General features: G+C 71.6%; 24 protein-coding genes. 13 read left to right on the top strand and 11 right to left on the bottom strand.

Annotation, left to right across the window (positions count from 1 at the left end):
- Positions 1-4 precede the first annotated feature (4 nt).
- Together ACS5PV_RS24150 and hrcA are read right to left on the bottom strand one after the other, a co-directional pair.
- Positions 5-1855 (bottom strand): DEAD/DEAH box helicase, encoded by a 1851-nt coding sequence (locus ACS5PV_RS24150; RefSeq protein WP_455397885.1) that lies wholly within the window; start codon positions 1853-1855, stop codon positions 5-7.
- 122 nt (positions 1856-1977) lie between these two features.
- Positions 1978-3081: a heat-inducible transcriptional repressor HrcA gene (gene hrcA, locus ACS5PV_RS24145; RefSeq protein ID WP_455397884.1), complete on the bottom strand. Its 1104-nt coding sequence runs from the start codon at positions 3079-3081 to the stop codon at positions 1978-1980.
- A gap of 218 nt (positions 3082-3299) precedes the next feature.
- On the opposite strand from hrcA, the gene ACS5PV_RS24140 reads away from it, so the two are divergent.
- The 3 genes from ACS5PV_RS24140 to rdgB all read left to right on the top strand — a co-directional run bounded on the left by ACS5PV_RS24140 (position 3300) and on the right by rdgB (position 5410).
- Complete coding sequence (locus ACS5PV_RS24140; RefSeq protein ID WP_455397883.1) at positions 3300-3668, top strand: hypothetical protein; 369 nt, start codon at positions 3300-3302, stop codon at positions 3666-3668.
- 396 nt (positions 3669-4064) lie between these two features.
- Positions 4065-4778 (top strand): ribonuclease PH, encoded by a 714-nt coding sequence (gene rph / locus ACS5PV_RS24135; RefSeq protein WP_455397882.1) that lies wholly within the window; start codon positions 4065-4067, stop codon positions 4776-4778.
- Complete coding sequence (gene rdgB / locus ACS5PV_RS24130) at positions 4778-5410, top strand: RdgB/HAM1 family non-canonical purine NTP pyrophosphatase (protein WP_455397881.1); 633 nt, start codon at positions 4778-4780, stop codon at positions 5408-5410. Before rph ends, rdgB begins: the two co-directional genes overlap by 1 nt.
- Positions 5411-5504: 94 nt before the next feature.
- Here the strand turns inward: rdgB and ACS5PV_RS24125 are convergent, their stop codons facing one another.
- On the bottom strand, positions 5505-5930 hold the full coding sequence (locus tag ACS5PV_RS24125) for an organic hydroperoxide resistance protein (protein ID WP_099954895.1): 426 nt from the start codon (positions 5928-5930) through the stop codon (positions 5505-5507).
- Positions 5931-6158: 228 nt separating this feature from the next.
- Between ACS5PV_RS24125 and ACS5PV_RS24120 the strand changes: the two genes are divergently transcribed.
- Entirely contained in the window at positions 6159-6665 is a 507-nt protein-coding gene (locus tag ACS5PV_RS24120) for a MarR family winged helix-turn-helix transcriptional regulator (RefSeq protein WP_455397880.1), read from the top strand.
- A 173-nt stretch (positions 6666-6838) separates the two neighbouring features.
- On the opposite strand, the gene ACS5PV_RS24115 is transcribed toward ACS5PV_RS24120, so the two are convergent.
- Complete coding sequence (locus ACS5PV_RS24115; RefSeq protein ID WP_455397879.1) at positions 6839-7678, bottom strand: aldo/keto reductase; 840 nt, start codon at positions 7676-7678, stop codon at positions 6839-6841.
- A gap of 293 nt (positions 7679-7971) precedes the next feature.
- Here ACS5PV_RS24115 and ACS5PV_RS24110 point away from each other — a divergent pair, with 293 nt between their 5' ends.
- From ACS5PV_RS24110 to ACS5PV_RS24095, 4 genes are all read left to right on the top strand, one after another.
- A complete protein-coding gene (locus ACS5PV_RS24110) occupies positions 7972-9135 on the top strand; it encodes a methionine ABC transporter ATP-binding protein (RefSeq protein WP_455397878.1) in 1164 nt (387 codons plus the stop codon).
- Positions 9125-9790, top strand: coding sequence for a methionine ABC transporter permease (locus ACS5PV_RS24105; RefSeq protein WP_455397877.1), 666 nt, complete (start codon positions 9125-9127; stop codon positions 9788-9790). The genes ACS5PV_RS24110 and ACS5PV_RS24105 overlap by 11 nt, the downstream gene beginning before the upstream one ends.
- A 33-nt stretch (positions 9791-9823) precedes the next feature.
- On the top strand, positions 9824-10606 hold the full coding sequence (locus ACS5PV_RS24100) for a MetQ/NlpA family ABC transporter substrate-binding protein (protein ID WP_455397876.1): 783 nt from the start codon (positions 9824-9826) through the stop codon (positions 10604-10606).
- Positions 10607-10752: 146 nt separating this feature from the next.
- Positions 10753-11010, top strand: a complete 258-nt coding sequence (locus ACS5PV_RS24095) for a hypothetical protein (protein ID WP_455397875.1) — start codon at positions 10753-10755, stop codon at positions 11008-11010.
- Between the two features lie 248 nt (positions 11011-11258).
- On the opposite strand, the gene ACS5PV_RS24090 is transcribed toward ACS5PV_RS24095, so the two are convergent.
- The gene (locus ACS5PV_RS24090; RefSeq protein WP_455397874.1) at positions 11259-11849 is read right to left on the bottom strand and encodes an SH3 domain-containing protein; all 591 of its coding nucleotides are present in this window, start codon (positions 11847-11849) and stop codon (positions 11259-11261) included.
- Positions 11850-12130: 281 nt separating this feature from the next.
- Here ACS5PV_RS24090 and ACS5PV_RS24085 point away from each other — a divergent pair, with 281 nt between their 5' ends.
- A complete protein-coding gene (locus ACS5PV_RS24085; protein ID WP_455397873.1) occupies positions 12131-13132 on the top strand; it encodes a 2-hydroxyacid dehydrogenase in 1002 nt (333 codons plus the stop codon).
- A 223-nt stretch (positions 13133-13355) separates the two neighbouring features.
- Here the strand turns inward: ACS5PV_RS24085 and ACS5PV_RS24080 are convergent, their stop codons facing one another.
- The gene (locus ACS5PV_RS24080) at positions 13356-13781 is read right to left on the bottom strand and encodes an OsmC family protein (RefSeq protein WP_455397872.1); all 426 of its coding nucleotides are present in this window, start codon (positions 13779-13781) and stop codon (positions 13356-13358) included.
- 91 nt (positions 13782-13872) lie between these two features.
- On the bottom strand, positions 13873-14472 hold the full coding sequence (locus ACS5PV_RS24075) for a regulatory protein RecX (protein WP_455397910.1): 600 nt from the start codon (positions 14470-14472) through the stop codon (positions 13873-13875).
- A gap of 48 nt (positions 14473-14520) precedes the next feature.
- Here ACS5PV_RS24075 and ACS5PV_RS24070 point away from each other — a divergent pair, with 48 nt between their 5' ends.
- Positions 14521-15942 (top strand): TAXI family TRAP transporter solute-binding subunit, encoded by a 1422-nt coding sequence (locus ACS5PV_RS24070; RefSeq protein ID WP_455397871.1) that lies wholly within the window; start codon positions 14521-14523, stop codon positions 15940-15942.
- A 93-nt stretch (positions 15943-16035) separates the two neighbouring features.
- Here the strand turns inward: ACS5PV_RS24070 and ACS5PV_RS24065 are convergent, their stop codons facing one another.
- The 4 genes from ACS5PV_RS24065 to ACS5PV_RS24050 all read right to left on the bottom strand — a co-directional run bounded on the left by ACS5PV_RS24065 (position 16036) and on the right by ACS5PV_RS24050 (position 19831).
- Positions 16036-16296, bottom strand: coding sequence for a hypothetical protein (locus tag ACS5PV_RS24065; protein WP_455397870.1), 261 nt, complete (start codon positions 16294-16296; stop codon positions 16036-16038).
- A 226-nt stretch (positions 16297-16522) separates the two neighbouring features.
- Positions 16523-17752, bottom strand: coding sequence for an MFS transporter (locus tag ACS5PV_RS24060; RefSeq protein ID WP_455397869.1), 1230 nt, complete (start codon positions 17750-17752; stop codon positions 16523-16525).
- A gap of 80 nt (positions 17753-17832) precedes the next feature.
- Positions 17833-19074, bottom strand: coding sequence for a capsule biosynthesis protein (locus ACS5PV_RS24055; protein ID WP_455397868.1), 1242 nt, complete (start codon positions 19072-19074; stop codon positions 17833-17835).
- A 103-nt stretch (positions 19075-19177) separates the two neighbouring features.
- On the bottom strand, positions 19178-19831 hold the full coding sequence (locus tag ACS5PV_RS24050) for an ABC transporter ATP-binding protein (protein WP_455397867.1): 654 nt from the start codon (positions 19829-19831) through the stop codon (positions 19178-19180).
- A gap of 319 nt (positions 19832-20150) precedes the next feature.
- Between ACS5PV_RS24050 and efeU the strand changes: the two genes are divergently transcribed.
- The 3 genes from efeU to efeB are packed head-to-tail and all read left to right on the top strand — an operon-like array spanning position 20151 to position 23397.
- The gene (gene efeU / locus ACS5PV_RS24045; protein WP_455397866.1) at positions 20151-20990 is read left to right on the top strand and encodes an iron uptake transporter permease EfeU; all 840 of its coding nucleotides are present in this window, start codon (positions 20151-20153) and stop codon (positions 20988-20990) included.
- A gap of 15 nt (positions 20991-21005) precedes the next feature.
- Entirely contained in the window at positions 21006-22118 is a 1113-nt protein-coding gene (gene efeO, locus ACS5PV_RS24040) for an iron uptake system protein EfeO (protein WP_455397865.1), read from the top strand.
- A 22-nt stretch (positions 22119-22140) separates the two neighbouring features.
- The gene (gene efeB / locus ACS5PV_RS24035; protein ID WP_455397864.1) at positions 22141-23397 is read left to right on the top strand and encodes an iron uptake transporter deferrochelatase/peroxidase subunit; all 1257 of its coding nucleotides are present in this window, start codon (positions 22141-22143) and stop codon (positions 23395-23397) included.
- The last annotated feature ends 8 nt before the right edge of the window (positions 23398-23405 follow it).

Below are 23405 nucleotides of genomic sequence, written 5' to 3'. Positions count from 1 at the left end.
AGGCTCAGCCCGGCCGCCTTTCCGCCCCCGCCCAGCGCCGCCGCACGCTCCAGGCGTAGCGCGAATCGCCGTCGAGCAGGTGCAGGTGGTCCTGGAGCCGGTTGCGCTCCAGCCAGGCGAGCGCCGCCTCCAGTTCCTCCACCGTCATCGCCGCCCGGCTCTTGTTGTTGAAGAGGCGCTTGAGCACCGCGTTGTAGCGGTGGGCCAGGGACGCGCCGCGGGGCAGCCGCAGCTCGGCCTCGTCCTCGACCGCCTGCGCCGTCACCATGGCGGCGACCCGGGCGCGCAGGGCCCGCTCGACCCGCGAGGGCGGGACCGGGCTCGCGTCGGTGCCGGCCTGCCCCGCCTCTCCCCGGGCCTCGGGCCTCGCCAACGCCACGGAGGGGCCGGGCCGCAGCATGGCGTAGCGCAGGCCGAGCGCGTTGCTCTCCAGCGGCACGATGCCGTCCTCGGTCTCGCGCGCCAGCGGCCGCGGCTCGGGCGAGGCCGCACCCGTCTGGCGCTTGCGGGGCCTCGTCGCGGTCGCCTGCTCAGTCTCGATCCGGGCGCGGAACTGCGCGAAGAGCGGATCGTCGGGGTGGAAGACCAGGGCGTGCTGGTCGGCGTAGTCGCCCGCATGGGGATCGACCCGCGTCGCCCGGGCGATCATCTGCTCGAGCCAGGGCCGCGATCGGATGTGGGTCAGCGCCGCCACCACCGCGACCTCCGGGGCGTCGAGCCCCTCGTAGGCCATCGCCACCGTCACCAGCACGGCGGGCTCGGGCGTGAGCCGGAAGGCGGCGAGCGCGGCGTGGGCGTCGGTCTCGGCCGAGGTGGCGATGCGCACGTCGCGGCGCGCCTGCTCCTCGGGCATCCAGGCCTGGAGCATGGCGTGGTAGCTCTGGGCGCTCGCCTGGTCGGGGGCGACGACCAGGAGCTTGCCGAGGCCCCGCACGCCCTCAGTAGCGCGAAGGCCGCGCTGGCGCCGGCGCTCGGCCCGCAGCCGGCGGGTGGCGAAGAACGCCTCGCGCAGCAGGTCGCGGGCGAATCCCGTGCGGAGCGCCGTGAACAGGGCCGGCCGGGTCGTCGCGCGCGGGCCCGGGCCCGAGAGCCGGTGCGGGCCGACCCGGGCCTGGCCGCTGGTGCGCCCGCCCTCGAGCCAGCTCGCCTCGCCGTCGAGCGCGCCGAAATTGACCGGCAGCACCGCCTTCTCGGCCAGCGCCTCGGCGCGGGAATAGCCGATCACCGCCCAGCCCGGCGCCTCGATGTCCGGCAGCGGCGCGCTTGTCTCCGTGCGGTAGGGCAGCCACAGGATGCGCCGGCCGTCCGCCCGCTCCAGGGTCCCGGAGAGGAGGAGCCGCAGGCGCGCCTCGCGAAACAGCGGCAGCAGGGCGCTGCTCCAGGCCGCGGCCTCGCTCCCCGCCTCGCCGTCGGCGAGCGCCGGCAGGTGGTGCACCTCGTCGACGACCAGCAGGGTGCGGTGGCGCCGCATCTCGGCGAGGTGGAGGGCAGGGGCCGCCGCCACCGCCTGGTAGGTGGTGACGTAGCCGGCCAAGCCCCGGCTCGGATCGGGCGCGTTGTCGGCCGCCCGCACCGAGAGGGCGTGGCCCAGGGCCGCCCGCCAGGCCGGATCGGCGAAGGCCTCTTCCGCCTGGAGCCGCAGGGAATCCCGCGGCACGACCCAGACCACCCGCTCGACGATGCCCGCCGCGATGAGCTTCGAGGCCGCGATGACCGGCAGCAGCGACTTGCCGCCGCCGGGCGTCACCGCCGCCAGGATGTCGGCGATGCCCGAGGCCTCGCCGCGGGCGAGCGCGCCGACGAGCTCCGACAGGCTGCGCTGGTGGCTGCGCAGGGGACGGGACGGAGCGCTCACGGGTGAAGGGAATCGCGAACCATTCCCGGACCATGCCGGAGCCCGCCTCCCTTGTGAATCCGGGGGACAAGCAGCTTTTCCGCGTTCCCCACACCAGAAACCGGTTGCGCGGTCGCCGGCTTTCAGCCTCGCCCGCGCTCCAGCATCCGCGACACCACCCGGGCGGTGAAATCGACCATCGGGACGATGCGGGCGTAGTTGAGCCGGGTCGGCCCGATGACGCCGACGACGCCGACGATGGTCTGGCTGCCGTCCCGGAAGGGGGCTGCGATCATCGACGAGCCGGAGAGCGAGAACAGCTTGTTCTCCGAGCCGATGAAGATCCGCACGCCCTCGCCGCCCTCGGCGCGCGACAGGAGGTCGATCACGTCCTTCTGGCTCTCCAGGTCGCTGAACAGCAGCCGGATGCGCTCCAGGTCCTCGGCCGCCCGCAGGTCGTCGAGGAGGTTGGCCTGGCCGCGCACGATGAGCTGGCGCTCCTCGCTCGGGCCGACCGAGCGGGCGAGGCCCGCATCGACCAGGCGCCCGGTGATCTCGTCGAGCTCCTGCTTCATCGCCGCCCGGGCGGCCTCGATCTCGCCCCGCAGCTCGCCGAGGGTACGGCCGCGGATGCGGGCGTTGAGGAAGTTCGAGGCCTCCTGGAGCGCGCCCGCCGGCAGGCCGTGCGGCAGGTCGAGCAGGCGGTTCTCGACCGAGCCGTCGTCGGAGACGAGCACCACCAGGGCGCGGCCGGGATCGAGCCGCACGAACTCGATGTGGCGCAGGCGCGGGTTCTGCTTCGCCGTAACGACGACGCCCGCTCCCCGCGAGATCCCCGAGAGCAGCACCGAGGCCTCGGTGAGCGCGCTCTCGAAGGTGTGGCGCGAGGCGGCGGCGCGCATCTGCGCCTCGATCCGGCCCTTCTCCTCCTGGCCGACATCGCCGAGTTCGAGCAGCGCGTCGACGAAGAAGCGCAGGCCGTGCTCGGTGGGAAGCCGGCCGGCGCTGGTATGGGGGGCGTAGATCAGCCCGGCCTGCTCCAGATCCGACATCACGTTGCGGATCGAGGCCGGCGAGAGCGCCATCGGCAGGATGCGCGCGAGGTTGCGCGACCCCACCGGCTCCCCGGTGGCGAGGTAGCTCTCGACGATCTGGCGAAAGATTTCCCGCGAGCGCTCGTTGAGCTCGGCAATGGCACGGGCCTGTCCGGAGCCGCCGGGCAGGGGTGGAAGGTCGCGCGTGTTCATCAACCCTACGGGAGCCAAACGACCCCTTACTGTGATGCGAGCCCGCGCTCCGTGCAAGCGGACGCGACGCCGCGCGGCGGGACGATTTCGCATGCCGCGATGCACGTCGTCACCTGAACGCAGGCCGACATCGCGTCTCAGATCGCGTTCAGCCCGCCGGCACCAGTCTCCACCCCATGGCCGCGACGAGGACGCGGCGAGACGAACCGGAGGCAAGGATGCTGACGATGCGAAACCCGATGGCGGCCGGCAAGCGGCTCGTGGGCAAGCGGCTCCTCGCGGCGGCCGCTCTGGTAGCGGGCGGTCTCCTCACGGCCGGCAGCGCCCAGGCGGCGCCGTTCGCGCCCGGGGCGGTGACAGCGCCGACGGCCGAGGTGGTGCAGGTGCAGTACGGCCACCACCACGGCTGGGGGCACGGTCATCACCGCGGCTGGGGTCACCGCCATCACGGATGGGGGCACGGCCACCACGGCGGCTGGGGCCATCGCCATCACCATCACGGCGGCTGGGGGCACCACCGGCGCCATCACGGGCACTGGGGCCATCACCACGGCCGGCACCATCACCGGGGCTACGGCTACTACTGAAAGGGCTGCTTCCTAACATATCCCGCTGACGACAAAGTCGCGGAATCCCCTCTCCCGCGTGGGAGAGGGGTAGGGGTGAGGGTGATACGGTTCCGCAGAAGGCTCAGACCGCCGAGCTGCCAGCACGACGCTCCCAGCTTCACACGGAAGCGCGCCACCCTCACCCCTGTCCCCTCTCCCACAAGGGGGGAATTGCGCTTTACTTTCGATCATCGCGGCAACAGGAATTGATCGAGGGTCGATCGCAGAGACCCTCACCCGCCTCCCTTATCCGCAAATCTCCTCCCGTCCCGGCTCCCCTTGCCGCCCCCGGCGCCAGCGCCTAAGAGCGCGGCCCTTAGCGGATCTCAAGTGCCGCGCCGTCAGTGCGCGGCGCCCTCGACAGGAGTTGTGCCCATGCGCCCCTCGAAGCGCGCCCCCGACGAGCTGCGCAAGGTCACGCTGGAGCGGGGCGTCTCGCGCTACGCCGAGGGCTCGTGCCTCGTCACCTTCGGGGAGACCAAGGTGCTGTGCACCGCCTCGCTCGAGGAGCGCGGGCCGTCCTGGCTGCGCGGCTCCGGCAAGGGCTGGGTGACTGCCGAGTACAGCATGCTGCCGCGCGCCACCCACGACCGCAACCGGCGCGAGGTCAATGCCGGCAAGCCGTCGGGCCGCACCCAGGAGATCCAGCGCCTGATCGGCCGGTCGCTCCGCGCCGTCGTCAACCTGCCGGCGGTGGGCGAGCGCCAGATCGTGGTCGATTGCGACGTGCTCCAGGCCGATGGCGGCACCCGCACGGCGGCGATCACCGGCGCCTGGGTCGCCTTGCACGAGTGCTTCACCTGGATGCGCGGCCGCTCGATCATCTCGGTCGACCCGATGCGCGACCACGTCGCGGCGATCTCCTGCGGGATCCACAAGGGCACGCCGGTGCTCGACCTCGACTACGCCGAGGATTCCGGCGCCGAGACCGACGCCAACTTCGTCATCACCGGCGGCGGCGGCATCGTCGAGGTGCAGGGCACGGCGGAGGTGAAGCCGTTCTCGGAGGAGGAGTTTTTGGGCCTCCTGCGCCTCGCCAAGGCCGGTGTGGCCGAGCTGGTGGCGCTCCAGAAGCAGGCGATCGCCTGATGGGCCGCCTCCTCTCCGGGCGGGTCGTGATCGCGACCCACAATGCCGGCAAGCTGCGCGAGATGCGCGAATTGCTGGCCCCCTTCGGCGTCGAGGCGGTCTCGGCCGGCGAACTGAACCTGCCGGAGCCCGACGAGACCGGCACGATGTTCTCCGAGAACGCCGCCATCAAGGCGCGGGCGGCGACGAAGGCCACGGGCCTGCCGGCCTTCGCCGACGATTCGGGGCTCTGCGTCGACGCGCTCGACGGGGCGCCCGGCCTGTTCTCGGCCCGCTGGTCCGGCGGCTCGAAGGATTTTTCCGGCGCGATGGCGCGCATCGAGCGCGAACTGGCCACCCGGGCCGCGACGAACCGCCGGTCGCACTTCGTCTCGGCCCTGGTCCTGACCTGGCCGGACGGGCACGAGGAGCTGTTCGAGGGCCGGGTCTTCGGCGAGCTGGTCTGGCCGCCCCGCGGCGACAAGGGCTTCGGCTACGACCCGATGTTCAAGCCCGACGAGAGCCCGCTGACCTTCGGCGAGCTGTCCTCGGAGGAGAAGCACGGCATCGACTGGGCGAAGGGCGAGGCCCTGTCGCACCGCGCCCGGGCCTTCCTGGCGCTCGCCGCCGCCTGCCTGCGCCGCCCGGGCTGAACGCGACGAGGCGCCCGCTCCCAGGGGGGAGGGGCGCCTCGGTCAGGGGGGGAGGGGGGGCGGCCCGCGCCGCCCCACCCCATGTTACGTCACATTACGCGACAGTGAGACCCACGTCGACGTTGCCGCGGGTGGCGTTCGAGTACGGGCACACCTGGTGGGCCTTCTCGACCAGCGTCTCGGCGGTCGCCTTGTCGAGGCCCGGCAGCGAGATGGTCAGGTCGGCGGTGATGCCGAAACCGCCCTCGGAGCGCGGGCCGATGCCGACCTTGGCGGTCACGGTGGTGTCGGCCGGGACGGCGATCTTCTCCTGGCCGCCGACGAACTTCATCGCGCCGAGGAAGCAGGCGGCGTAGCCGGCCGCGAAGAGCTGCTCGGGGTTGTTGCCGGCGCCGCCGGCGCCGCCGAGCTCCTTGGGGGTCGACAGCTTGACGTCGAGGCTGCCGTCCTGGGTCTGGGCGCGACCGTCGCGACCGCCATTCGCCGTGGCCTGGGTGGTGTACTTCACGTCGACGGACATCGGACTCTCCTCAAAGTTCGGGTCGGGCTGGCCGAAGCGGACCTCGCCGAAGCGGACTTGGCCGAAGCGGATCCCGGCTTGCCGCTGCATGCTCTTAGATCAAAATCCGGTTGTGCGCAATTTGTTTTTGTGCGCCGTCATCGCTATGATCGAAGCGGCCTCGGGGGCAGATGGTTCCGGGTGCCATTGTCAGGCCCCGCGCGACGGAGCCCTCTTGAGGAGCGGGACATGTCCGAGTTCGACGCGCGTGGTCCCAACCCCGACCAGCCCGCCGGCCAGGTCGACGACGACCTGCTGCTCTCCAGCCAGATCTGCTTTGCGGTGTACTCGGCGGCGCACGCCTTCAACCGGATCTACAAGCCGCTCCTCGACCGAATCGGCCTGACCTACCCGCAATACCTGGTGCTGCTCCTGCTCTGGGAACGGGACGGGCAGACGATGAAGACCCTCGGCCAGCGCCTCTACCTCGATTCCGGTACCCTGACGCCGCTGCTCAAGCGGCTGGAGGCGGCGGGCCTGGTGAGCCGGGCCCGCGACGTCCAGGACGAGCGGCTGATGCGCATCAATCTGACCGAGGCCGGCGCGGCCCTGCGCGAGAAGGCGACGCCGTTCCCGCACGAGATCGTCTGTGCCTCCGGCCGGCCCGCCGAGCGGCTGGTGGCCCTGCGCGACGAGATCCTGGCCCTGCGCGACAGCCTGCATGCCTGCGCGGCGCCGGATCGTGGGGCGGCTTGAGAACTCGGCTCCGTGTACCCACGGACGGTCCCGAGGTGCTGCGCAAGATTCTTGGCAAGATTCTCGGCGAGCGGTTTCGCGGCTGACCGATCGCGTTCGGATGTCGAGCGCGACCCGACCAAGCCGAACTCCCGACCTCGATGCCGGCGCAGGTGTGATGCGCCGCTCGCGCCTCACAGCATCGGCAGCTGCCGCGGCTCCCGCCCGCGCGGGAAAGCGGCATCGATCCGGGCGAGTTCGGCGTCGCTCAGGGTCAGGCTGCCGCCCCCGGCATTCTCGGCCGCGTGGGCCGGGCTCGACGCCTTCGGGATCGCCAGCACGCCGTCGCCGCGGGTGAGCGCCGCGAGCGCCACCTGCCGCGGCGTGGCGCCGTGGCTCTCCGCGATCTCGGCCAGCACCCGGCCGCCCGGGGTCGCCGGGCCCGGGAAGCTGTCGTGGCCGAACGGGCTGTAGGCCACCAGCGCGACGCCGTTGCGCCGGCACCAGGGCATGACCGAATGCTCGATCGCCCGCTCCTCCAGGTGGTAGAGCACCTGGTTGCAGGCGATGCGGCCGGGGCCGGCGACGGACAGGGCCTCGTCGAGGTCGTCGGCGTCGAAGTTGCTCACCCCCCAGGACAGGATCTTGCCCGCCCGCACCAGATCCTCGAACGCCGCGAAGGTCTCCGCCAGCGGGTGCGGCCCGCGCCAGTGCAGCAGGTAGCAGTCGAGCCGGTCGGTGCGCAGGCGCCGGAGCGAGCGCTCGCAGGCCTCGATCGTGCCGCGGCGCGAGGCGTGGCCCGGCAGGACCTTGGAGACCAGGAACACCTCGTCGCGCCGGTCGCCGATCGCCTCGGCGATCAGGGGCTCGGCCTCGCCGTACATCTCGGCGGTGTCGACGTGGCTCATGCCGACGTCGAGCCCGCGATTCAGCGCGGCGGCGGCCACGGTGGGCTCGCCCTCGTCGAGGTACCAGGTTCCCTGCCCGATCACCGGCACCGCGGGCCGGTTGCGTCCGAAGGGTTGCCGTCGCATCGCGCGCTCCTGCGATCTGTGCCGTCCTGGGCCGCACGGCACGCGGAGGGCAAGGGCAGATCACGGAGAATGCACGGTTTTCTGCGGATCGTCGCGGTGCGCGGGGGTTAGGCGCGCCCGCACGATCAGGAAAAAAGACCTTCTCCGTCAGGCGCGTTCTGCAAAAAGAACATTCCGGTTGACAGAAAGTCCGCTTCCGGGTTTCTGTGCCGGCCCGCCATCCGGCCTAAGACGTATCGCTGAAGGACCCCGATGACCGCTCCCGTCTCCCCGCCCGCCCGGACCCGCGCGCCGTGACGGCCCCCGTCCGCGTGCCGGTGCCGGCGGACCTGAGCGGCCGGCTCGGCGATCCCGACGCGCTCGTCCGCCTGGAGAGCGTGGCCAAGACCTACACCGCGCGCCGCGGCGCCGGCGCCGTGACGGCGCTGGAGGACATCGACCTCTCGGTGTCCCGCGGCCGGGTGCTCGGCGTGATCGGCCGCTCGGGCGCCGGCAAGTCGACCCTGATCCGCCTGGTCAACGGGCTGGAGCGGCCGAGCCGCGGCCGGGTGATCGTTGACCGGGCCGAGATCTCGGCCCTGCCGGAATCGGCCCTGCGGGCCGAGCGCCGCGGCATCGGCATGATCTTCCAGCACTTCAACCTGCTCTCGGCCCGCACCGCCGCCGGCAACGTCGCGCTGCCCCTCGAAGTGGCGGGCTACGACAAGGCGGCGATCGGCAAGCGGGTGGCGGAACTCCTCGATCTCGTCGGGCTCGAGCCCCAGGCCGACCGCTACCCGGCCGAGCTGTCGGGCGGGCAGAAGCAGCGCGTCGGCATCGCGCGGGCGCTCGCCACCAACCCGAAGGTGCTGCTCTCCGACGAGGCGACCTCGGCGCTGGACCCGGAGACCACCCGCTCGATCCTCGACCTGCTCGGCCGGATCAACCGCGAGCTCGGCCTGACGATCCTGCTCATCACCCACGAGATGGCGGTGATCCGGGCCATCGCCCACGAGGTCGCGGTGCTCGACGGCGGCCGCATCGCCGAGAGCGGCGACGTGTTCGAGGTGTTCACCCGGCCGCGCGCCGCGATCACCCGCACCTTCCTCGACGAGGAGACCGGCCGCACCCTGCCGCCGGCGCTCAAGGCCCGCCTCGCGCCCGGCCTGACGGCCGGGGAGGGGCGCCAGGCGGTGCTGCGCATCACCTTCCGGGGCCCGCACGCCACCGATCCGGTGCTGGCCCAGCTCACGAGCGAGGCCGGCATCCCGGCCGGCATCCTGTCCGGCACCGTCGACGAGATCGCCGGCCGCCCCTTCGGCACCCTGGTGGTCGGCGTCGCGGCCGATGCCGGAATCGTCGATCGGGCGACCGCCTTCCTCACGGCGCGCGGCCTCGACGTGGAGATGCTCGGCACCCTCGATCTCGCCGGCTGGCAGCGCACCGCCAGGCCTACGGACCCGTACCATGTCGCCTGAACTCCTCCGCCTCCTCGTCCAGGCCGCCCTCGACACCTTGCAGATGGTGGCGGTGGCGGCCTGCCTCGGCACGCTGGTCGGCCTGCCGCTCGGCGTGTTCCTCGCCACCAGCGGCCGCGGCGAACTCTTGGCCGCGCCCTGGCTCAACCGGGTGCTGGGGCTCGTCGTCAACGCCACCCGCTCGACGCCGTTCATCATCCTGGTGGTGGCGATCATCCCGTTCACGCGGGCAATCGCCGGCACCTCGATCGGCACCAATGCCGCCACCGTGCCGCTCACCATCGCGGCGATCCCGTTCATCGCCCGTCTCGTCGAGGGCGCGGTGCGGGAGGTCGATGGCGGCCTCGTCGAGGCGGCCCGCGCCTTCGGGGCGAGCCCGCTGCAGATCGTCCTCAAGGTGCTGATCCCCGAGGCGCTGCCGGGCATCGTGCTCGGCCTCACCCTGGCGGTGGTGTCGCTGATCGGCTTCTCGGCGATGGTCGGCGCCGTCGGCGGCGGGGGTCTGGGCGACCTCGGCATCCGCTACGGCTACCAGCGCTTCATGCCCGAGATGATGCTCGCCGTGGTGGTCGTGCTGATCGTCCTGGTGCAGCTGGTCCAGACCCTCGGCGACCGGCTGGCGCGGCGCATGAACAAGCGCCTGCGCCACGGCTGACTCCTTTCCCTTTCACCTTCGGAGCGTAAGACGATGCTGCGTACCCTCACCCTGGCGGTTCTGCTGACCGCCGCGAGCCTGCCGGCGCTGGCGCAATCCCAGCAGCGCGTGCGCGTCGGCGCCACGCCGGGCCCGCACGCCCAGATCCTCGAGGCGGTGAAGCCCATCGCCGCCAAGAAGGGCCTCGACCTCCAGGTGGTCGAGTTCTCGGACTACGTCGTGCCGAACGAGGCGCTGTCCTCGGGCGAGCTCGAGGCCAACTCGTTCCAGCACCAGCCCTATCTCTACAACCAGAAGGCCGACCGCGGCTACAAGATCGAGAGCGTCGCCCAGACGGTGAATTTCCCGATGGGCGTCTACTCGAAGCGCCACAAGAGCTTCGACGCGGTGCCGGCGGGCGGCACGGTGGCGATCCCGAACGATCCGACCAATGGCGGCCGCGCCCTGCTGCTCCTCCAGGACAAGGGTCTCCTGAAGCTGAAGGCGAATGTCGGCTTCAAGCCGAGCGTCGCCGACATCACCGAGAACCCCAAGCGCCTGCGCATCATCGAGGTTGACGCGGCCCAGACCCCGCGCTCCCTCGACGACGTCGATGCCGCGGCGGTCAACACCAACTATGCCACCGCGGCCGGCCTCAAGCCCGGCGACGCGATCCTCAAGGAGGAGCCGAAGGGCCCCTACGTCAACGTGATCGCGGTGCGCAGCGCCGACAAGGACAAGCCCTGGGTCGCGACGCTGGTCGAGTCCTACCGCTCGCCGGAGGTGAAGGCCTTCATCGACGCTAAGTTCGGCGGCGCGGTACTCACCAGCTGGTGAGTACCGAAAGGGGTCGTCGGTCTCGCTTCGCATCTTATCCACAGGGATGAGAGGGAATGAAGCGGGGCCGTGAAACCAAACGAGGCCGTGCGCGTCTTCTCTGCACGGCCCGACTGACGGGCTGGCCTTACCTTTCGAGGTGCCCGATGAAGATCATCACGTCCGCCCTGGTCGCCGCCGTCCTCACCGTCGCGGCCGTTCCCGCCTTCGCCCAGGGCGGTTCGCCCTACAACAACTCGGGCTCGCAGGCCGGCGGCCCGCTCGGCGGCGTGCAGCGCGAGATGGGCGCCCCCGGCGGCGCGCCGGCCATGGGTGCCGCGCCCCGCGCCACCATGCAGCCGATGATGCGCAAGAAGCGCATGATGAAGCACCGCCGCATGCACCGTCACCACCACGCCCGCTGAGCCGTCCTGCTCGGCTCTCGAGGCTGATCCGGCGCGCTCGTCCGGCGGTTCGCTCCGCCCGGCGGGCGCGCCTTCGCGCGTCATGACAGGGGCGCGTCATACGACCGATTTCCGGTTGATCGCTTCAGGCGATCCTGCCGGATCGCAATCGCGATGCGGACGTCGGCTTCGCTCAAGCGTGTGAAGCCTACGGCTTCACCGCGCGGGCTGGTGATGCGGTGACCGGAAGGGATCTTCCGGCGATCGTATCACTCCACCTTCTCGTTCGGGTAGACGCCCCAGAGCCGGTCCTGGCGCATGTAGCCGTCGACGTCGCCGCGCTTCTGCGGCAGGGCCACGATGAGGCGGCACCAGGTGCCGTCGCAGGTCTTGACGCTGCCGATCACGCCGGCCTGGAGCTGCGCCACCACGCCGCTTGCCGTGTCGGCCCGATCGTAGAGCGGCACCGGGGCGCCCTTGTCGGCGCCGCGGTTCAGCACCACCGCGGTGCGTCGGCCCGACAGCAGCGAGTGCAGCACCCAGCCCTCGGTCCCTTCCGAGTCGCGGATGCGGCGCCAGGTCTCGAACTCGGCGATGATCTCGACCGGCAGGCCGGCGCGCTGGAACACCCACAGGGTGCGATGGTCCTTCGACGGGCCCTCGCGCAGGTTCACTCGGTCGGTCTTCAGGCTGACGTAGCGCGGCAGCGGCAGCTTCGTCGCCGGGCCGATGGTGACGCCGATCTCGCCGGGGGCGGGGTTGGCGGCGGGGGTCGGCGGCGCGGCGGCGGCGGGTGGCGGCAGGACCGGCGCCGACAGGGCGGCGAGCAGCAGGGCGGCGAGGAGGCGCGGGTGGAGCATCGGCGGTCGGTCTCCCTTCAGGGAAGCGGCGCGGATTGTCTTCCCGATCGCCTCTGCTAGAGAGGCCGCCGGGCGTCGAGCCCCGGCCGGATCGAGGGGCGTACCGGCCCCTATCGCCGGATCATGGTTAACGGGGCGTAACGACGCCCCGGGGTCCGCACCAAGGCGGGGCTTTTCGCCGGGCCGCCGCGTCGCTTAATCTCGGGCGGCGCGGGCGCCCGTATCGCGTGTCGGGGCCGCGGGGGCAGGCCGGGAGGCCCGCCCGCGGCAGGGGAGGGATCATGTCGTTGAAGCGCAAGCCGCTCGTGGTGGTCACCCGGCGCCTGCCGGACGTCGTGGAGACGCGCATGCGCGAGTTGTTCGACGCGCGCCTCAACCACGAGGACGCGCCGCTCACCGGCGGCGCCCTGGCGCAGGCCCTCCAGGAGGCCGACGTGCTGGTGCCGACGGTGACCGACGAGATCGACGCCTCGCTCCTCGCCCAGGCCGGCCCGAACCTGCGCCTGATCGCCAATTTCGGCAACGGCGTCGACCACATCGATGTCGGGGTGGCGCTCCAGCGCGGCATCACGGTCACCAACACGCCGGGCGTGCTGACCGAGGACACCGCCGACATGACGATGGCGCTGATCCTGTCGGTCGCGCGCCGGGTCACCGAGGGCGCCCGGATCATCCCGGACGACGCCTGGTCCGGCGGCTGGTCGCCGACCTGGATGCTCGGCCGGCGCATCACCGGCAAGCGGCTCGGCATCGTCGGCATGGGCCGCATCGGCCAGGCGCTGGCGCGCCGCGCCAAGGCCTTCGGCCTCTCGATCCACTACCACAACCGCCGCCGGGTCGGCGCCCGGATCGAGAGCGACCTCGAGGCGACGTACTGGGAATCCCTCGATCAGATGCTGGCGCGGGTCGACATCGTGTCGGTCAACTGCCCGCACACGCCGGCGACCTACCACCTGCTCTCGGCCCGGCGCCTGAAGCTGCTCAAGCCCGAGGCGGTCGTCGTCAACACCGCCCGCGGCGAGGTGATCGACGAGACCGCGCTCGCCCGCCTGATCGAGGCCGGCGACATCGCGGGTGCGGGCCTCGACGTGTTCGAGCAGGAACCGGCGGTGAGCCCGCGCCTCGTCAAGCTCGCGAAGGCCGGCAAGGTGGTGCTCCTGCCCCATATGGGCTCGGCCACCCACGAGAGCCGCGTCGACATGGGCGAGAAGGTCATCATCAACATCAAGACCTTCCTCGACGGCCACCGGCCGCCGGACCGGATCCTGCCCAGCATGCTGTGAGGGACTGGACGAGGTTCTCGGCTCGAGGGTCTGACGTAACTCCGTCGTCATGCGAAATCCGACTGATTGCTTCGCAATGCGGATTTCGGCTTCGCTCAGGCGCCGCGCGGGCTGGTGATACGAAATCCAGAAGGGATCTTCGGGATTCCGTATCACTCCGGGGCCGCGGAGGATGCCGCAAACGGGGGCGCCCGGCCTGGCCCGGCAGGACGCCCCGCGACCGTCAGCCCTGCAGCGTCGCCTTCAGGCTGATCTTGGCGTTGAGCACCTTCGAGACCGGGCAGTTCTTCTCGGCCACACCGGCGAGCTCGTCGAACTTCGCCTGGTCGATCCCCGGGATCTTCGCCGTCAGGGTCAGGGCCGAGGCGGTGATGGTGAAGCCGTCGCCATCCTTCTCCAGGCTCACCACGGCTTCCGTGCGCAGCTCGTCGGCGGTGAAGCCGGCGCCCTGGAGCTGGAAGGCCAGCGCCATGGTGAAGCAGCCGGCATGCGCCGCCGCGATCAGCTCCTCGGGGTTGGTGCCCGGCTCGTTCTCGAAGCGGGTATTGAAGCCGTAGGGGTTGCTCGACAGCACGCCCGACTGGGTGGTCAGCTGCCCCTTGCCGTCCTTGCCGCTACCCTGCCAAACGGCGTTCGCCTTGCGGTTCATGCTCGTCTCCCGTGACGTGGAAGAGGCCGCGCGAGGGCGGCCCCGACATCGGCGGAGCCGTCAAAGGCCGCCGCTCACGCCCACAGGTAGGTCAGCGCGTCCCAAGGTCATCCGTGCCGGCGTCATCCTTGCCGAGGTCATCCTCGGATTCCGCGTCGATCACCCGGCGGGCAAGGGCGAACGGGAATCCGGCCCGCGCCATCGCGGCGAGGTCGCGCTCGCGCGCCGCCGCCCGGGCGGAGGGTGCGCGGTACGGCCCAAGGCGGCGCCGTCTGGCATAGGCGAGGGCGGCCTCGTCCTCGCCGCCCTCCTCTTCCACGGCGAGCACCGCGCCCACCGTCTCACGGTCGACCCCCTTGGCGGCGAGCTTGGCCCCGATCGCCCGGGCCGAGCCGCCGCGGCGGCGCAGGGAGCGCACCTTGGCGGCCGCGAAGGCGGTATCGTCGACGAGGCCGGCGCCGAGCGCGCGGGCCACCACCGCCTCGACCATCTCGGAGAAGTCGTCGGGCGCCTCGCCGCGCAGGCGGCAGCGGGTCTCGACCCGGCGCTTGAGCACCCGGCGCAGCATCTCGGCGGAGGCGCCGTAGCGCTCCAGGTAGTACAGGGCCGCCCGTTCGAGATAGGCCGGCGTGATCGGCCGCGCCGCCCTCAAACCGCCATCGCGCCCGGGTTCATCGGCGCCGTCCCGGATCGCCTCCGTCCCGGCGGAGGCGTCCGCCCCGGGCCCGCGCGAGGGGTGATGCCGGCGTTTCTGCACAAGCGTGAATCCTTCTTCCTCCTGGTCGCCCTCGCCCTCGGGGCGGTGGCCGGCGCGGTGCTTTACCTATCGCGGCCGACGACCCTGCGGGTCGCCGTCGGCCCGCGCGACCGGGTCGAGACCCACCTGATCCAGGCCTATGCCGACGCGCTCGCCCGCGCTCGCGAGGATATACGCCTCGAGGTCGTTCCTTACGACGACGTGCGCGACAGCGCCGCGGCGCTCCAGAGCGGCCGGGCCGATCTCGCGGTGGTGCGGCCCGACGTGCGCCTGCCGGAGAACGGCCTGACGCTCGCGGTACTGCACGACGAGGCGCTGGTGGTGGCGGCCCCTCCGGATTCCGGCATCCAGGCCTTCTCGGATCTCGCCGGCAAGCGGCTCGGCCTCGTCGCCCATCACGGCGCCGACCAGCCGCTGGTCGCGAGCCTGCTCGCCTACTACGCCCTGACCCCGGCGCCCGCCGGCGCGGCGCCCGCCCCGGCCGATCCGGGCGGCACGCTGCCGGCGGCGGCCGGCAGCGTCGCCCTGGTGCCGCTGCGCGCTTCCGAGGTCGCGGCGGCGCTCGCCGAGCACCGGATCGACGCCGCGGCGGTGATCGCCGCGCCATCGGCGAAATCCGCCGCCCGGGTGGTCCAGGCGGTCGAGGCGGCCTCGGCCAGTCACGGCGCGACGATCGTGGCGATCCCCGACGGCGAGGCGATCGTGCAGCGCCTGCCCGAATTGCAGGCCGTGTCCATCGCGGCCGGCACCTTCGGCGGTCGCCCCAAGCGCCCGGACGACGAGGTGAAGACGGTGGGCGCCTCCTATCGGCTGATGGCCCGCGCCTCGTTGAGCCGCGACACCGCCGCGAGCGTGACCCAGCACCTGTTCGAATTGCGCTCGCGGCTGGCCGCGATGGTGCCGACCGCCAACCTGATGAAGGCGCCGGACTTCGACAGCGCCGCCGAGGCGACGAGCGCGCGCCTGCCGATCCATCCCGGTGCGGTCGACTACTACGAGCGCGAGCAGCAGACCTTCTTGCAGCGCTACGAGGACTGGGTCTACCTGGTGGCGTTCTTCGGCGGCGGCCTCGGCTCGGCGGTAGCCTGGATCGGCCAGCGCCTCGCCCGCGAGCAGCGCGCCCGCATCGACGCGGTCCTCGACCGGCTGCTCGCCATCCTGATCGAGGCCCGCGCGACGCAGGACCCGGCCGCCCTCGAGGCCCTGGCGGTCGAGATCGACGGCCTCGTCATCGACGTGGTGCGCCATGCGCGCGCGCACTCCACCGATATCCGCACGATGAGCGCGCTGATCCTGGCGGTCGATGCGGCGCGCGCCGCGGTGGCGGATTGCCGGCGGGACGGGACGCCGATGCGGGAACGGGCGGGGCGGGTGCTGTCGCTGCATCCGGCGAGCGGCGCCTGACCTCGCGGAGCACCGCCGGGGATGGCGCAGGAAGGCCGCGCTCGCCCCGCGAGGTCGCGACCACCGGCGCAACGCGCCGGAAGCCGGGATCGATCACTCGGTCTCGGACGGCGCCGTCCGGATGAAGGTCAGCACCTCGTTCAGGGGTAGCGATCCGGGGTAGTCGGGGAAGGCGAGGGCGACCGGCGCGCCAAGGGCCGCCATGATCGCCCGCAGGTCCTCGACCCACGCATCGGCCTCGGCCTGGGTCGCGAAGCCGGTGCGAACCATCGTCTTGTCCGGCTCGATCGTCACCGTGACGGAAAATCGTCCATCCGGCATGTCGAAGATCTGGTACGTCACGCGGCGAGCCATGACGAAGCCCTAGCGCGAAAACGCGATTCCGGAAAGTTATGTGAACGGAATTTACTTCGGGACAATCCGGCAAGCGGGACATTTATCCTCTCCCGCCCCGGATATCCCTGCGCAGGTACGGGCTCGGCGGGGAAGGGTCCGGAAGCGGTAGCCTGGCGGCCGGCACGTGCCCCTGTGATCCGCGACCAGCGATCCGGATTGCCGGTGGTGGAATCCGGCTCGGGCGTCAGGTGACGAGGTGGTCCCGACGCCGCAGGGCCGGAAACAACCGTCCCCACAACGCCGCCACCGCCACCGTCGCGACGCCGCCGACGACGACCGCCGGCACCGCCCCGATGAACGCCGCTAGCGTGCCGGATTCGAACTCGCCGAGCTCGTTCGAGGCGCCGATGAACACCGTGTTGACCGCCGCGACCCGGCCGCGCATCGCGTCCGGCGTCTCGCCCTGGACGAGGCTCTGGCGCACGTAGACGCTGACCATGTCTGCCGCGCCCGTCACGAACAGGCAGGCCATCGACAGGGGCAGCGAGGTCGAGAGGCCGAAGCCGATCGTCGCGAGGCCGAACACCCCGACGGCGATCAGCAGCCGCGGGCCGACCCCGCGGGTGAGCGGGCGGTGGGCCAGCAGGATCGCGGTCGCGACCGAGCCGAGCGCCGGCATGCTGCGCAGGAGCCCGAGGCCGAGCGGCCCGACGAACAGCACCTCCTGGGCGAAGATCGGCAGCAGCGCGGTGGCGCCGCCGAGCAGCACCGCCACGAGGTCGAGGGTGATGGCCCCGAGCACCACCGGCTGCGAGCGGATGTAGGTCAGTCCGGCAAGCAGGGTCGCCCAGGTCACGGCGGGCCGGTGAGTCACCGCTGCCGTCGGTGGCGGCCGGATGCCGACGATGCTGACAGCCGCGCAGGCAAAGCAGGCGGCCGCGAGCCCGAACACCACGGCGGGCCCGAGCGCGTAGAGCAGGCCCCCGAGGGCCGGCCCGGTCACCGACGCGCTCTGCCACAGCGACGAGTTCAGCGCGATGGCGCTGCCGAACTGCTCGCGCGGCACCAGGGTCGGCAGCAGCGCCTGGCTCGCCGGGTTGGCGAAGGCGCGGGCGGTGCCGACGAGCACCATCAGGGCGTAGACCGGCCAGACCGGGGTGGAATGGGAGGCCGCCAGCGCCATCAGGCCGAGGCCGGCGAGCGCCAGGAGCCCGTAGGAGATCGCCGCGACCCGGCGCCGGTCGAACGTGTCGGCGACGTGGCCGGTGACCAGGGCGCCGAGCATCGCGGGAGCGAAGCTCGCGAGGCCGACGAAGCCGAGCGCCAGCGCGCTGCGGGTCAGGTCGTAGACGAACCAGCCCACCGCCACCGCCTGCATCTGGTAGGCGAGCCCGGTGAGGAAGCGGGCGCCGCCGAAGAGACGGAAGTCGCGGTTGCGAAACAGGGTCCAGCCGGACGGCGCAGGCGAGAGCATGATGGTTCCGTGCCCCGCCCGGTCGGCGGGGGTTCGAGGTCCGCTTAACCCCGCCCCGGGGCGGGCTCAAGCGGACGGGATCACGCGAGAACCTTGCGCAGCAGGACCGAGAGGCCGAAGGCGAGGGCCGAGGCGGCGACCGAGATCGTGATGTAGAGCGTGCGCCGCGGCTGCTGGGCCGATTCCGCCCGCACCGGCTCGACGATCATGCTGAAGAACTCGATCTGCCGGTCGGCGATCATCCGCGAGCGCTCCCGCGCGGCGATCGTCGCCGCGTAGTACTTCTCGGCGGTCTTGCGCTCGGCGTCGAGCTCCTCGAACTTCGTCAGCGTGGCCGAGAGCACCCGGCGCTGCTCTGGATCCTGGTTGGCCGCCTCGCGCTCGATGCGGGCGATGGTCTCGTCGAGCTGGGCGATCTGGGCCTTGAGATCCTGGACGCTGCGGCTGTCGTCGCGCAGGTCGCGCTGGAGCAGGCTGAGCTTGACGGCGAGGCCGATGCGCTGGGAGCGGATCTCGGCGATCATCTTCAGGTTGGTGTCGTTGGACTTGACGGCGTCGAGCACGCCGTCCCGGTTGCGCAGGTCGCGCACCGCGAGGTGGAGCTTGGTCAGCTTCGCCTCGGCGCGCTTCATCTCGCGCTCGCTCTCGGCCAGGGCGTCTGTGCGGGCGCGCTCGGTGAGCTGGTTGACCAGTCGCTCGCTCTCGGCCAGCACGGCCCGGCTCACGACGAGGGAATCGTCCGGGTCGAAGGTGTTGACCGTGACCTCGATCAGGCCGGACGCTTCCACGCCGACCTTCACCCGCTCGCCCCAGTACCGGACCAGCTTCTCGATCGGCTTCTCGGGATCGAAGCGGGAAAAGTGGTCGACGTCGTCGCGCGAGAACATCTTGCGCAGCGGCACGGTGCGTTCCAGCGTCTCGACCATCGTCCGGCTCTTGATGTACTCGCCGACGATCATCGAGTCCTGGGCGATCATCTGGGCCGGGATGCTGGAGGTGGTGCCGACCGAATCCGGCGTCGCCTTCTCGGCGCCGCCGATCGCCGGCCGCAGGGCGAAGCGCGCCTCGGTCACGTAGCGATCCGAGAGGTAGAGGCCGAAGAACCCGATGCTGCCCAGCGACGGGAGCACGAACAGGAACAGGCACAGCAGCGGCGTCACGATGTCCCGGCGCCGCTGCGCCCGGATCGTCCGGATGGTCGACTTGTTCGGGTTCGAGAACCGCGACACCCGGGCCGCCTGCCGCAGGGCCTCGCCGATCATCCGGGAGCGGTCGGCGGGGCTGAGCGCCTTGCCTTCCGGATTACGGGCGTCGATCGTCATGGCGGGGGAGTTCCGGCTGGGCGGGGCCGGGGTGCGGGAGGCACCGGCCGGCCGGGGAGACGGGAAAAGGAAGAGGCGGGAGGGGCGACGGGGGGCGTCGCGCTCACTGGTTCAGGCGCTGGTAGACTTCGATCGCGTCGTTGATGTCGGGATAGATCACGGCGCGGCCGTTTGCCAGCACGATCCCCTGCTGGGCATAGTCCCGGATCGTGTCCATCGAGTGCGAGCACATGATGATGTCGGCATTCTTCCGCCGCTGGCTCCACACCTCATCGCAGCGCTTGGCGAAGCGCGCGTCGCCGACGCCGGTGATCTCGTCGACGATGTAGCAGTCGAACGGGATCGCCATGCTCATGCCGAAGGCGAGGCGCGCGCCCATGCCCGAGGAATAGTTGCGGATCGGCACGTTGATGTAGTCGCCGAGCTCGGCGAAGTCCTCCACGAAGGCCAGCACCCGGCGCGGATCCTCGCCGTGGATGCGGGCGACGAAGATCACGTTCTCGCGGCCGGTCATCAGCGGATGGAAGCCGCCGCCGAAGCCGAGCGGCCAGGAGATCCGGGTGGTGCGGATGATCCGGCCCTTCGTCGGCATCTCGCAGCCGGCGATCAGCCGCAGGGTCGTCGACTTGCCGGCACCGTTGATGCCGAGGATGCCGTAGCTTACCCCGGGCTTCAGCGTCATCGACGCCTGGTCGAGGATGGTGCGGCGGTATCCGTCCGTCTTGTAGATCTTGGTGACGTTGTCGAGGCGGATCATCGGCGGAAAGGACACGCTCGAAGCGGGGCGGTCGCCGTCCGGGCGCGACGGGCGGGCCTTCGGGCCTCACCGATCATGCACCGAGCCGGGCATCCGCACGGTTGACGAGGCCGACCGCGGCGATCGGCAGGCTCCGACGTAGCCGCAGAAAGCGGCGAATCTGAGAAGCCGGGCCTGCGGCTCGTCTCGGCCGGACCCTCCGATGAGGCTGCCGCAGTTTCAAGTTATTATAAAGAAGAAGCGTTCCGGCGCGCTAGGATCGCACCGGCTTTTGGATTAAACACCGGCCTCTCTCGTATCGTTTTACGGAAAGACGCCCGTGCTGATTGCGTTCCTGATCATGCTGCGCGAGGGGATCGAGGCGGCCCTGATCGTCGGCATCATCGCCGGCTACCTCGCCCAGACCGGGCGGCGGGCCTGGATGCCGGCGGTCTGGGGCGGCGTCGTGCTGGCGGCCCTGCTCTGCCTCGCCCTCGGCCTCGGCTTGCAGGCGGTCGGCGCCGAGTTTCCGCAGAAGCAGCAGGAACTGGCGGAGGGGGTGATCGCGCTGCTCGCCGCCTGCATGCTGTGCACGATGGTGTTCTGGATGCGCAAGGCCGCCCGCTCGGTGCGGGCCGAGCTGCACGGCGCCGTCGACCACGCGCTCGGGCGGCACGGGAAGGCGCGGGGAGGGTTCGCCCTCGCCGTGATGGCATTCCTGGCGGTGGGCCGCGAGGGGCTCGAATCGGTGTTCTTCCTCCTCGCCACCGTGCAGCAGGATGTCGGCTGGGGCGTGCCGGTGGGGGCGGTGCTGGGCATCGTCCTCTCGGTGCTGGTCGGCGTCGCGCTCGCGAAGGGCGCCGTGCGCCTCGACCTGCGCCGCTTCTTCCGCTGGACCGGGGTGTTCATCCTGTTCGTCACCGCGGGCCTGCTCGCGAGTGCCCTCAAGGCCTTCCACGAGGCCGGCCTGTGGAACCACCTCCAGGCCACCGCCTTCGACCTCGGCCACGTCCTGCCCGCCGACACGGTGCTCGGCACCCTGCTCACCGGCATCTTCGGCTACCAGGAGGCGCCGGCCTGGGGCGAGGTGCTGGTCTATCTCGGCTTCCTGGTCCCGGCCCTCTGGGCCTTTCTCGCCGGCGCCCGGCCGGCGCCGGCCGCCCAGCCCCGCCACGCCTGAAGGACACGCAAGACGATGACCGCCCGCCGGCCGGCCGCCCTCGCCCTTCTCCTCCTCTCCACCGCCGCCGCCTCGGCGCAAGGCCCCGAGCCCGTCGCCGTCACGGTGACCGACAAGGGCTGCGAGCCCGCCGCCCTCACGGTGCCGGCCGGGAAGTCGGTGTTCAGGATCAGCAACAAGAGCCGCCGGGTGCTGGAGTGGGAGATCCTCCAGGGCGCGATGATCGTCGAGGAGCGGGAGAACATCATCCCGGGCTTCGTGCAGTCGCTCTCGGCGACGCTCCAGCCGGGATCCTACGAGATGACCTGCGGGCTGCTCAGCAACCCGAAGGGCACGCTCACGGTGACGGCCGCGGCGGCCACCGCCGCGGGCGCCCCCGATCCGATGGCGCTGGTCGGCCCGCTTGCCGCCTACAAGCTCTACGTCATGGGCGAGGTCGAGGCGTTCCGGACGCAGACCGCCGCCTTCGTCGCGGCGGTGAAGGCCGGACACGTCGCCGAGGCCAAGGCGCTCTATCCGCAGGCGCGCCGCCACTACGAGCGCATCGAGCCGGTGGCGTCCCTGTTCAACGACCTCGACAAGAGCATGGACGTGCGCGCCGACGACTTCGAGCGCAAGGAGGCCGATCCGGGCTTCACCGGCTTCCACCGCCTCGAGAAGGGGCTGTGGGTCGACAACAGTACGGAGGGCCTTGCCGCGCATGCCGACCGGCTCATCGCCGACGCCTCCGAGCTGAAGCGGCGCATCGCCGATCTCACCATCCCGCCGGCCAGGATGGTCGGCGGCGCCGCCGGCCTGATCGAGGAGGTCGCGGCGACCAAGATCTCCGGCGAGGAGGACCGCTACAGCCGCACCGACCTGTGGGACTTCCACGCCAACGTCGAGGGCTCGCGCAAGATCTTCGACCTGCTGCGCCCCCTGGTGGCACCCCGCGACCCCGACTTCGTCGCCCGCACCGAGAAGAATTTTTCGCGCGTCGAATCGCTGCTGGCGAAGTACCGGACCGAGGACGGCGGATTCGCCCCCTACGACTCCTTGAGCGACCGCGACCGCACCGCCCTGAAAGGTCCGATCACCGTGCTGGCCGAGGACCTCTCGACCCTGCGCGGCAAGCTCGGCCTGGACTGACCGCCCCTCATCGACGACCGCCATGGCCTCCTGCCCGTTCTCCACCTCTCGCCGCGCCCTGCTGCGCGGGTTCGCCGCCGGCACCGGCGCCGCCGCGCTCAAGGCCCCGCAGGCCCGCGCCGCCGACGCGACGCCCTCTTCCGCCAGCGACGGCACCCTCGACCGCCAGCCGTTCCACGGCCCGCACCAGGCCGGCATCGTCACGCCCCAGCCGGCCGCCGCCCTGGTCGTCGCCCTCGACGTGCTGGCCGAGGACCGCGGCGACCTCGCCAAGCTGTTCCGGATCCTGACCGAGCGCTTCGCCTTCCTGAGCGCCGGCGGGCCGGTGCCGCCCCTCGACCCGCGGCTGCCGCCGGCCGATTCCGGCATCCTCGGGCCGCAGGTGCTGCCGGACAACTTCACCGCGACGCTCGGCGTCGGCGCCAGCCTGTTCGACGACCGCTACGGACTGGAGGGCGCGAAGCCGCGCGCTTTACGCCCGATGGATCGCTTCCCGAACGACTCCCTCGACGCCCGGCTCTGCCACGGCGACCTGCTGCTGCAATTCTGCGCCAACACCGCCGAGACCAACCTGCACGCGCTCCGCGACGTGATCCGCCACACCCCGGGGCTCGTCTCGCTGCGCTGGAAGCTCGAGGGCATGCTGCCGCCCCACGTGGTCAAGCGCCAGGGGCAGGACACGGTGCGCAACTTCCTCGGCTTCAAGGACGGCACCGCCAACCTCGACGCCCGCGACGAGGCCCTGATGCGCCGCCAGGTCTGGGTGCGGGCCGGGGGGCCTGAGCCGGCCTGGGCGTCGGGCGGATCCTACCAGGTGGTGCGGATCATCCGGAACTTCGTCGAGCGCTGGGACCGCACGCCCTTGCGCGAGCAGGAGCGGATCTTCGGCCGCCACAAGGACAGCGGTGCGCCGCTGGGCGGAACCGACGAGCACGCCCTGCCGGACTACGCCTCGGATCCGGCCGGCAGCCGCACGCCGATGGACGCGCATATCCGGCTCGCCAACCCGCGCACGCCCGAGACGGCGTCGAGCCTGATCCTGCGCCGGGGCTACAACTACTCGGCCGGCATCACCCCGTCGGGCCAGCTCGACATGGGCCTGCTCTTCGTCTGCTTCCAGGCCGACCTCGAGGCCGGCTTCGTGGCGGTGCAGAACCGGCTCAACGGCGAGCCGCTGGAGGAGTACATCAAGCCGGTCGGCGGCGGGTACTTCTACGCGCTCCCGGGCGTGCCGGAGCCGGGCGGGTTTCTGGGGCAGGGGCTGCTGGTCGGGGCGTGAGCCAAGGC

The sequence above is a fragment of the Methylobacterium sp. Gmos1 genome, assembly GCF_053764715.1.
Note: the sequence above shows the minus strand (reverse complement) of the source record. Positions and strands in the feature narration are given on the sequence as shown.

Excerpts from the sequence above, each read along its gene's own strand:
- ACS5PV_RS24055 (WP_455397868.1), bottom strand. The coding sequence starts at position 19,074 with ATGACGATCGACGCCCGTAATCCGGAAGGCAAGGCGCTCAGCCCCGCC.
- ACS5PV_RS24065 (WP_455397870.1), bottom strand. The coding sequence starts at position 16,296 with ATGGCTCGCCGCGTGACGTACCAGATCTTCGACATGCCGGATGGACGA.
- rph (WP_455397882.1), top strand. The coding sequence starts at position 4,065 with ATGCGCCCCTCGAAGCGCGCCCCCGACGAGCTGCGCAAGGTCACGCTG.
- ACS5PV_RS24105 (WP_455397877.1), top strand. The coding sequence starts at position 9,125 with ATGTCGCCTGAACTCCTCCGCCTCCTCGTCCAGGCCGCCCTCGACACC.
- ACS5PV_RS24070 (WP_455397871.1), top strand. The coding sequence starts at position 14,521 with ATGCCGGCGTTTCTGCACAAGCGTGAATCCTTCTTCCTCCTGGTCGCC.
- ACS5PV_RS24080 (WP_455397872.1), bottom strand. The coding sequence starts at position 13,781 with ATGAACCGCAAGGCGAACGCCGTTTGGCAGGGTAGCGGCAAGGACGGC.
- ACS5PV_RS24090 (WP_455397874.1), bottom strand. The coding sequence starts at position 11,849 with ATGCTCCACCCGCGCCTCCTCGCCGCCCTGCTGCTCGCCGCCCTGTCG.
- efeO (WP_455397865.1), top strand. The coding sequence starts at position 21,006 with ATGACCGCCCGCCGGCCGGCCGCCCTCGCCCTTCTCCTCCTCTCCACC.
- ACS5PV_RS24120 (WP_455397880.1), top strand. The coding sequence starts at position 6,159 with ATGTCCGAGTTCGACGCGCGTGGTCCCAACCCCGACCAGCCCGCCGGC.
- ACS5PV_RS24060 (WP_455397869.1), bottom strand. The coding sequence starts at position 17,752 with ATGCTCTCGCCTGCGCCGTCCGGCTGGACCCTGTTTCGCAACCGCGAC.
- ACS5PV_RS24095 (WP_455397875.1), top strand. The coding sequence starts at position 10,753 with ATGAAGATCATCACGTCCGCCCTGGTCGCCGCCGTCCTCACCGTCGCG.
- ACS5PV_RS24125 (WP_099954895.1), bottom strand. The coding sequence starts at position 5,930 with ATGTCCGTCGACGTGAAGTACACCACCCAGGCCACGGCGAATGGCGGT.
- hrcA (WP_455397884.1), bottom strand. The coding sequence starts at position 3,081 with ATGAACACGCGCGACCTTCCACCCCTGCCCGGCGGCTCCGGACAGGCC.
- rdgB (WP_455397881.1), top strand. The coding sequence starts at position 4,778 with ATGGGCCGCCTCCTCTCCGGGCGGGTCGTGATCGCGACCCACAATGCC.
- ACS5PV_RS24100 (WP_455397876.1), top strand. The coding sequence starts at position 9,824 with ATGCTGCGTACCCTCACCCTGGCGGTTCTGCTGACCGCCGCGAGCCTG.
- ACS5PV_RS24140 (WP_455397883.1), top strand. The coding sequence starts at position 3,300 with ATGCTGACGATGCGAAACCCGATGGCGGCCGGCAAGCGGCTCGTGGGC.
- efeB (WP_455397864.1), top strand. The coding sequence starts at position 22,141 with ATGGCCTCCTGCCCGTTCTCCACCTCTCGCCGCGCCCTGCTGCGCGGG.
- ACS5PV_RS24085 (WP_455397873.1), top strand. The coding sequence starts at position 12,131 with ATGTCGTTGAAGCGCAAGCCGCTCGTGGTGGTCACCCGGCGCCTGCCG.
- ACS5PV_RS24115 (WP_455397879.1), bottom strand. The coding sequence starts at position 7,678 with ATGCGACGGCAACCCTTCGGACGCAACCGGCCCGCGGTGCCGGTGATC.
- ACS5PV_RS24050 (WP_455397867.1), bottom strand. The coding sequence starts at position 19,831 with ATGATCCGCCTCGACAACGTCACCAAGATCTACAAGACGGACGGATAC.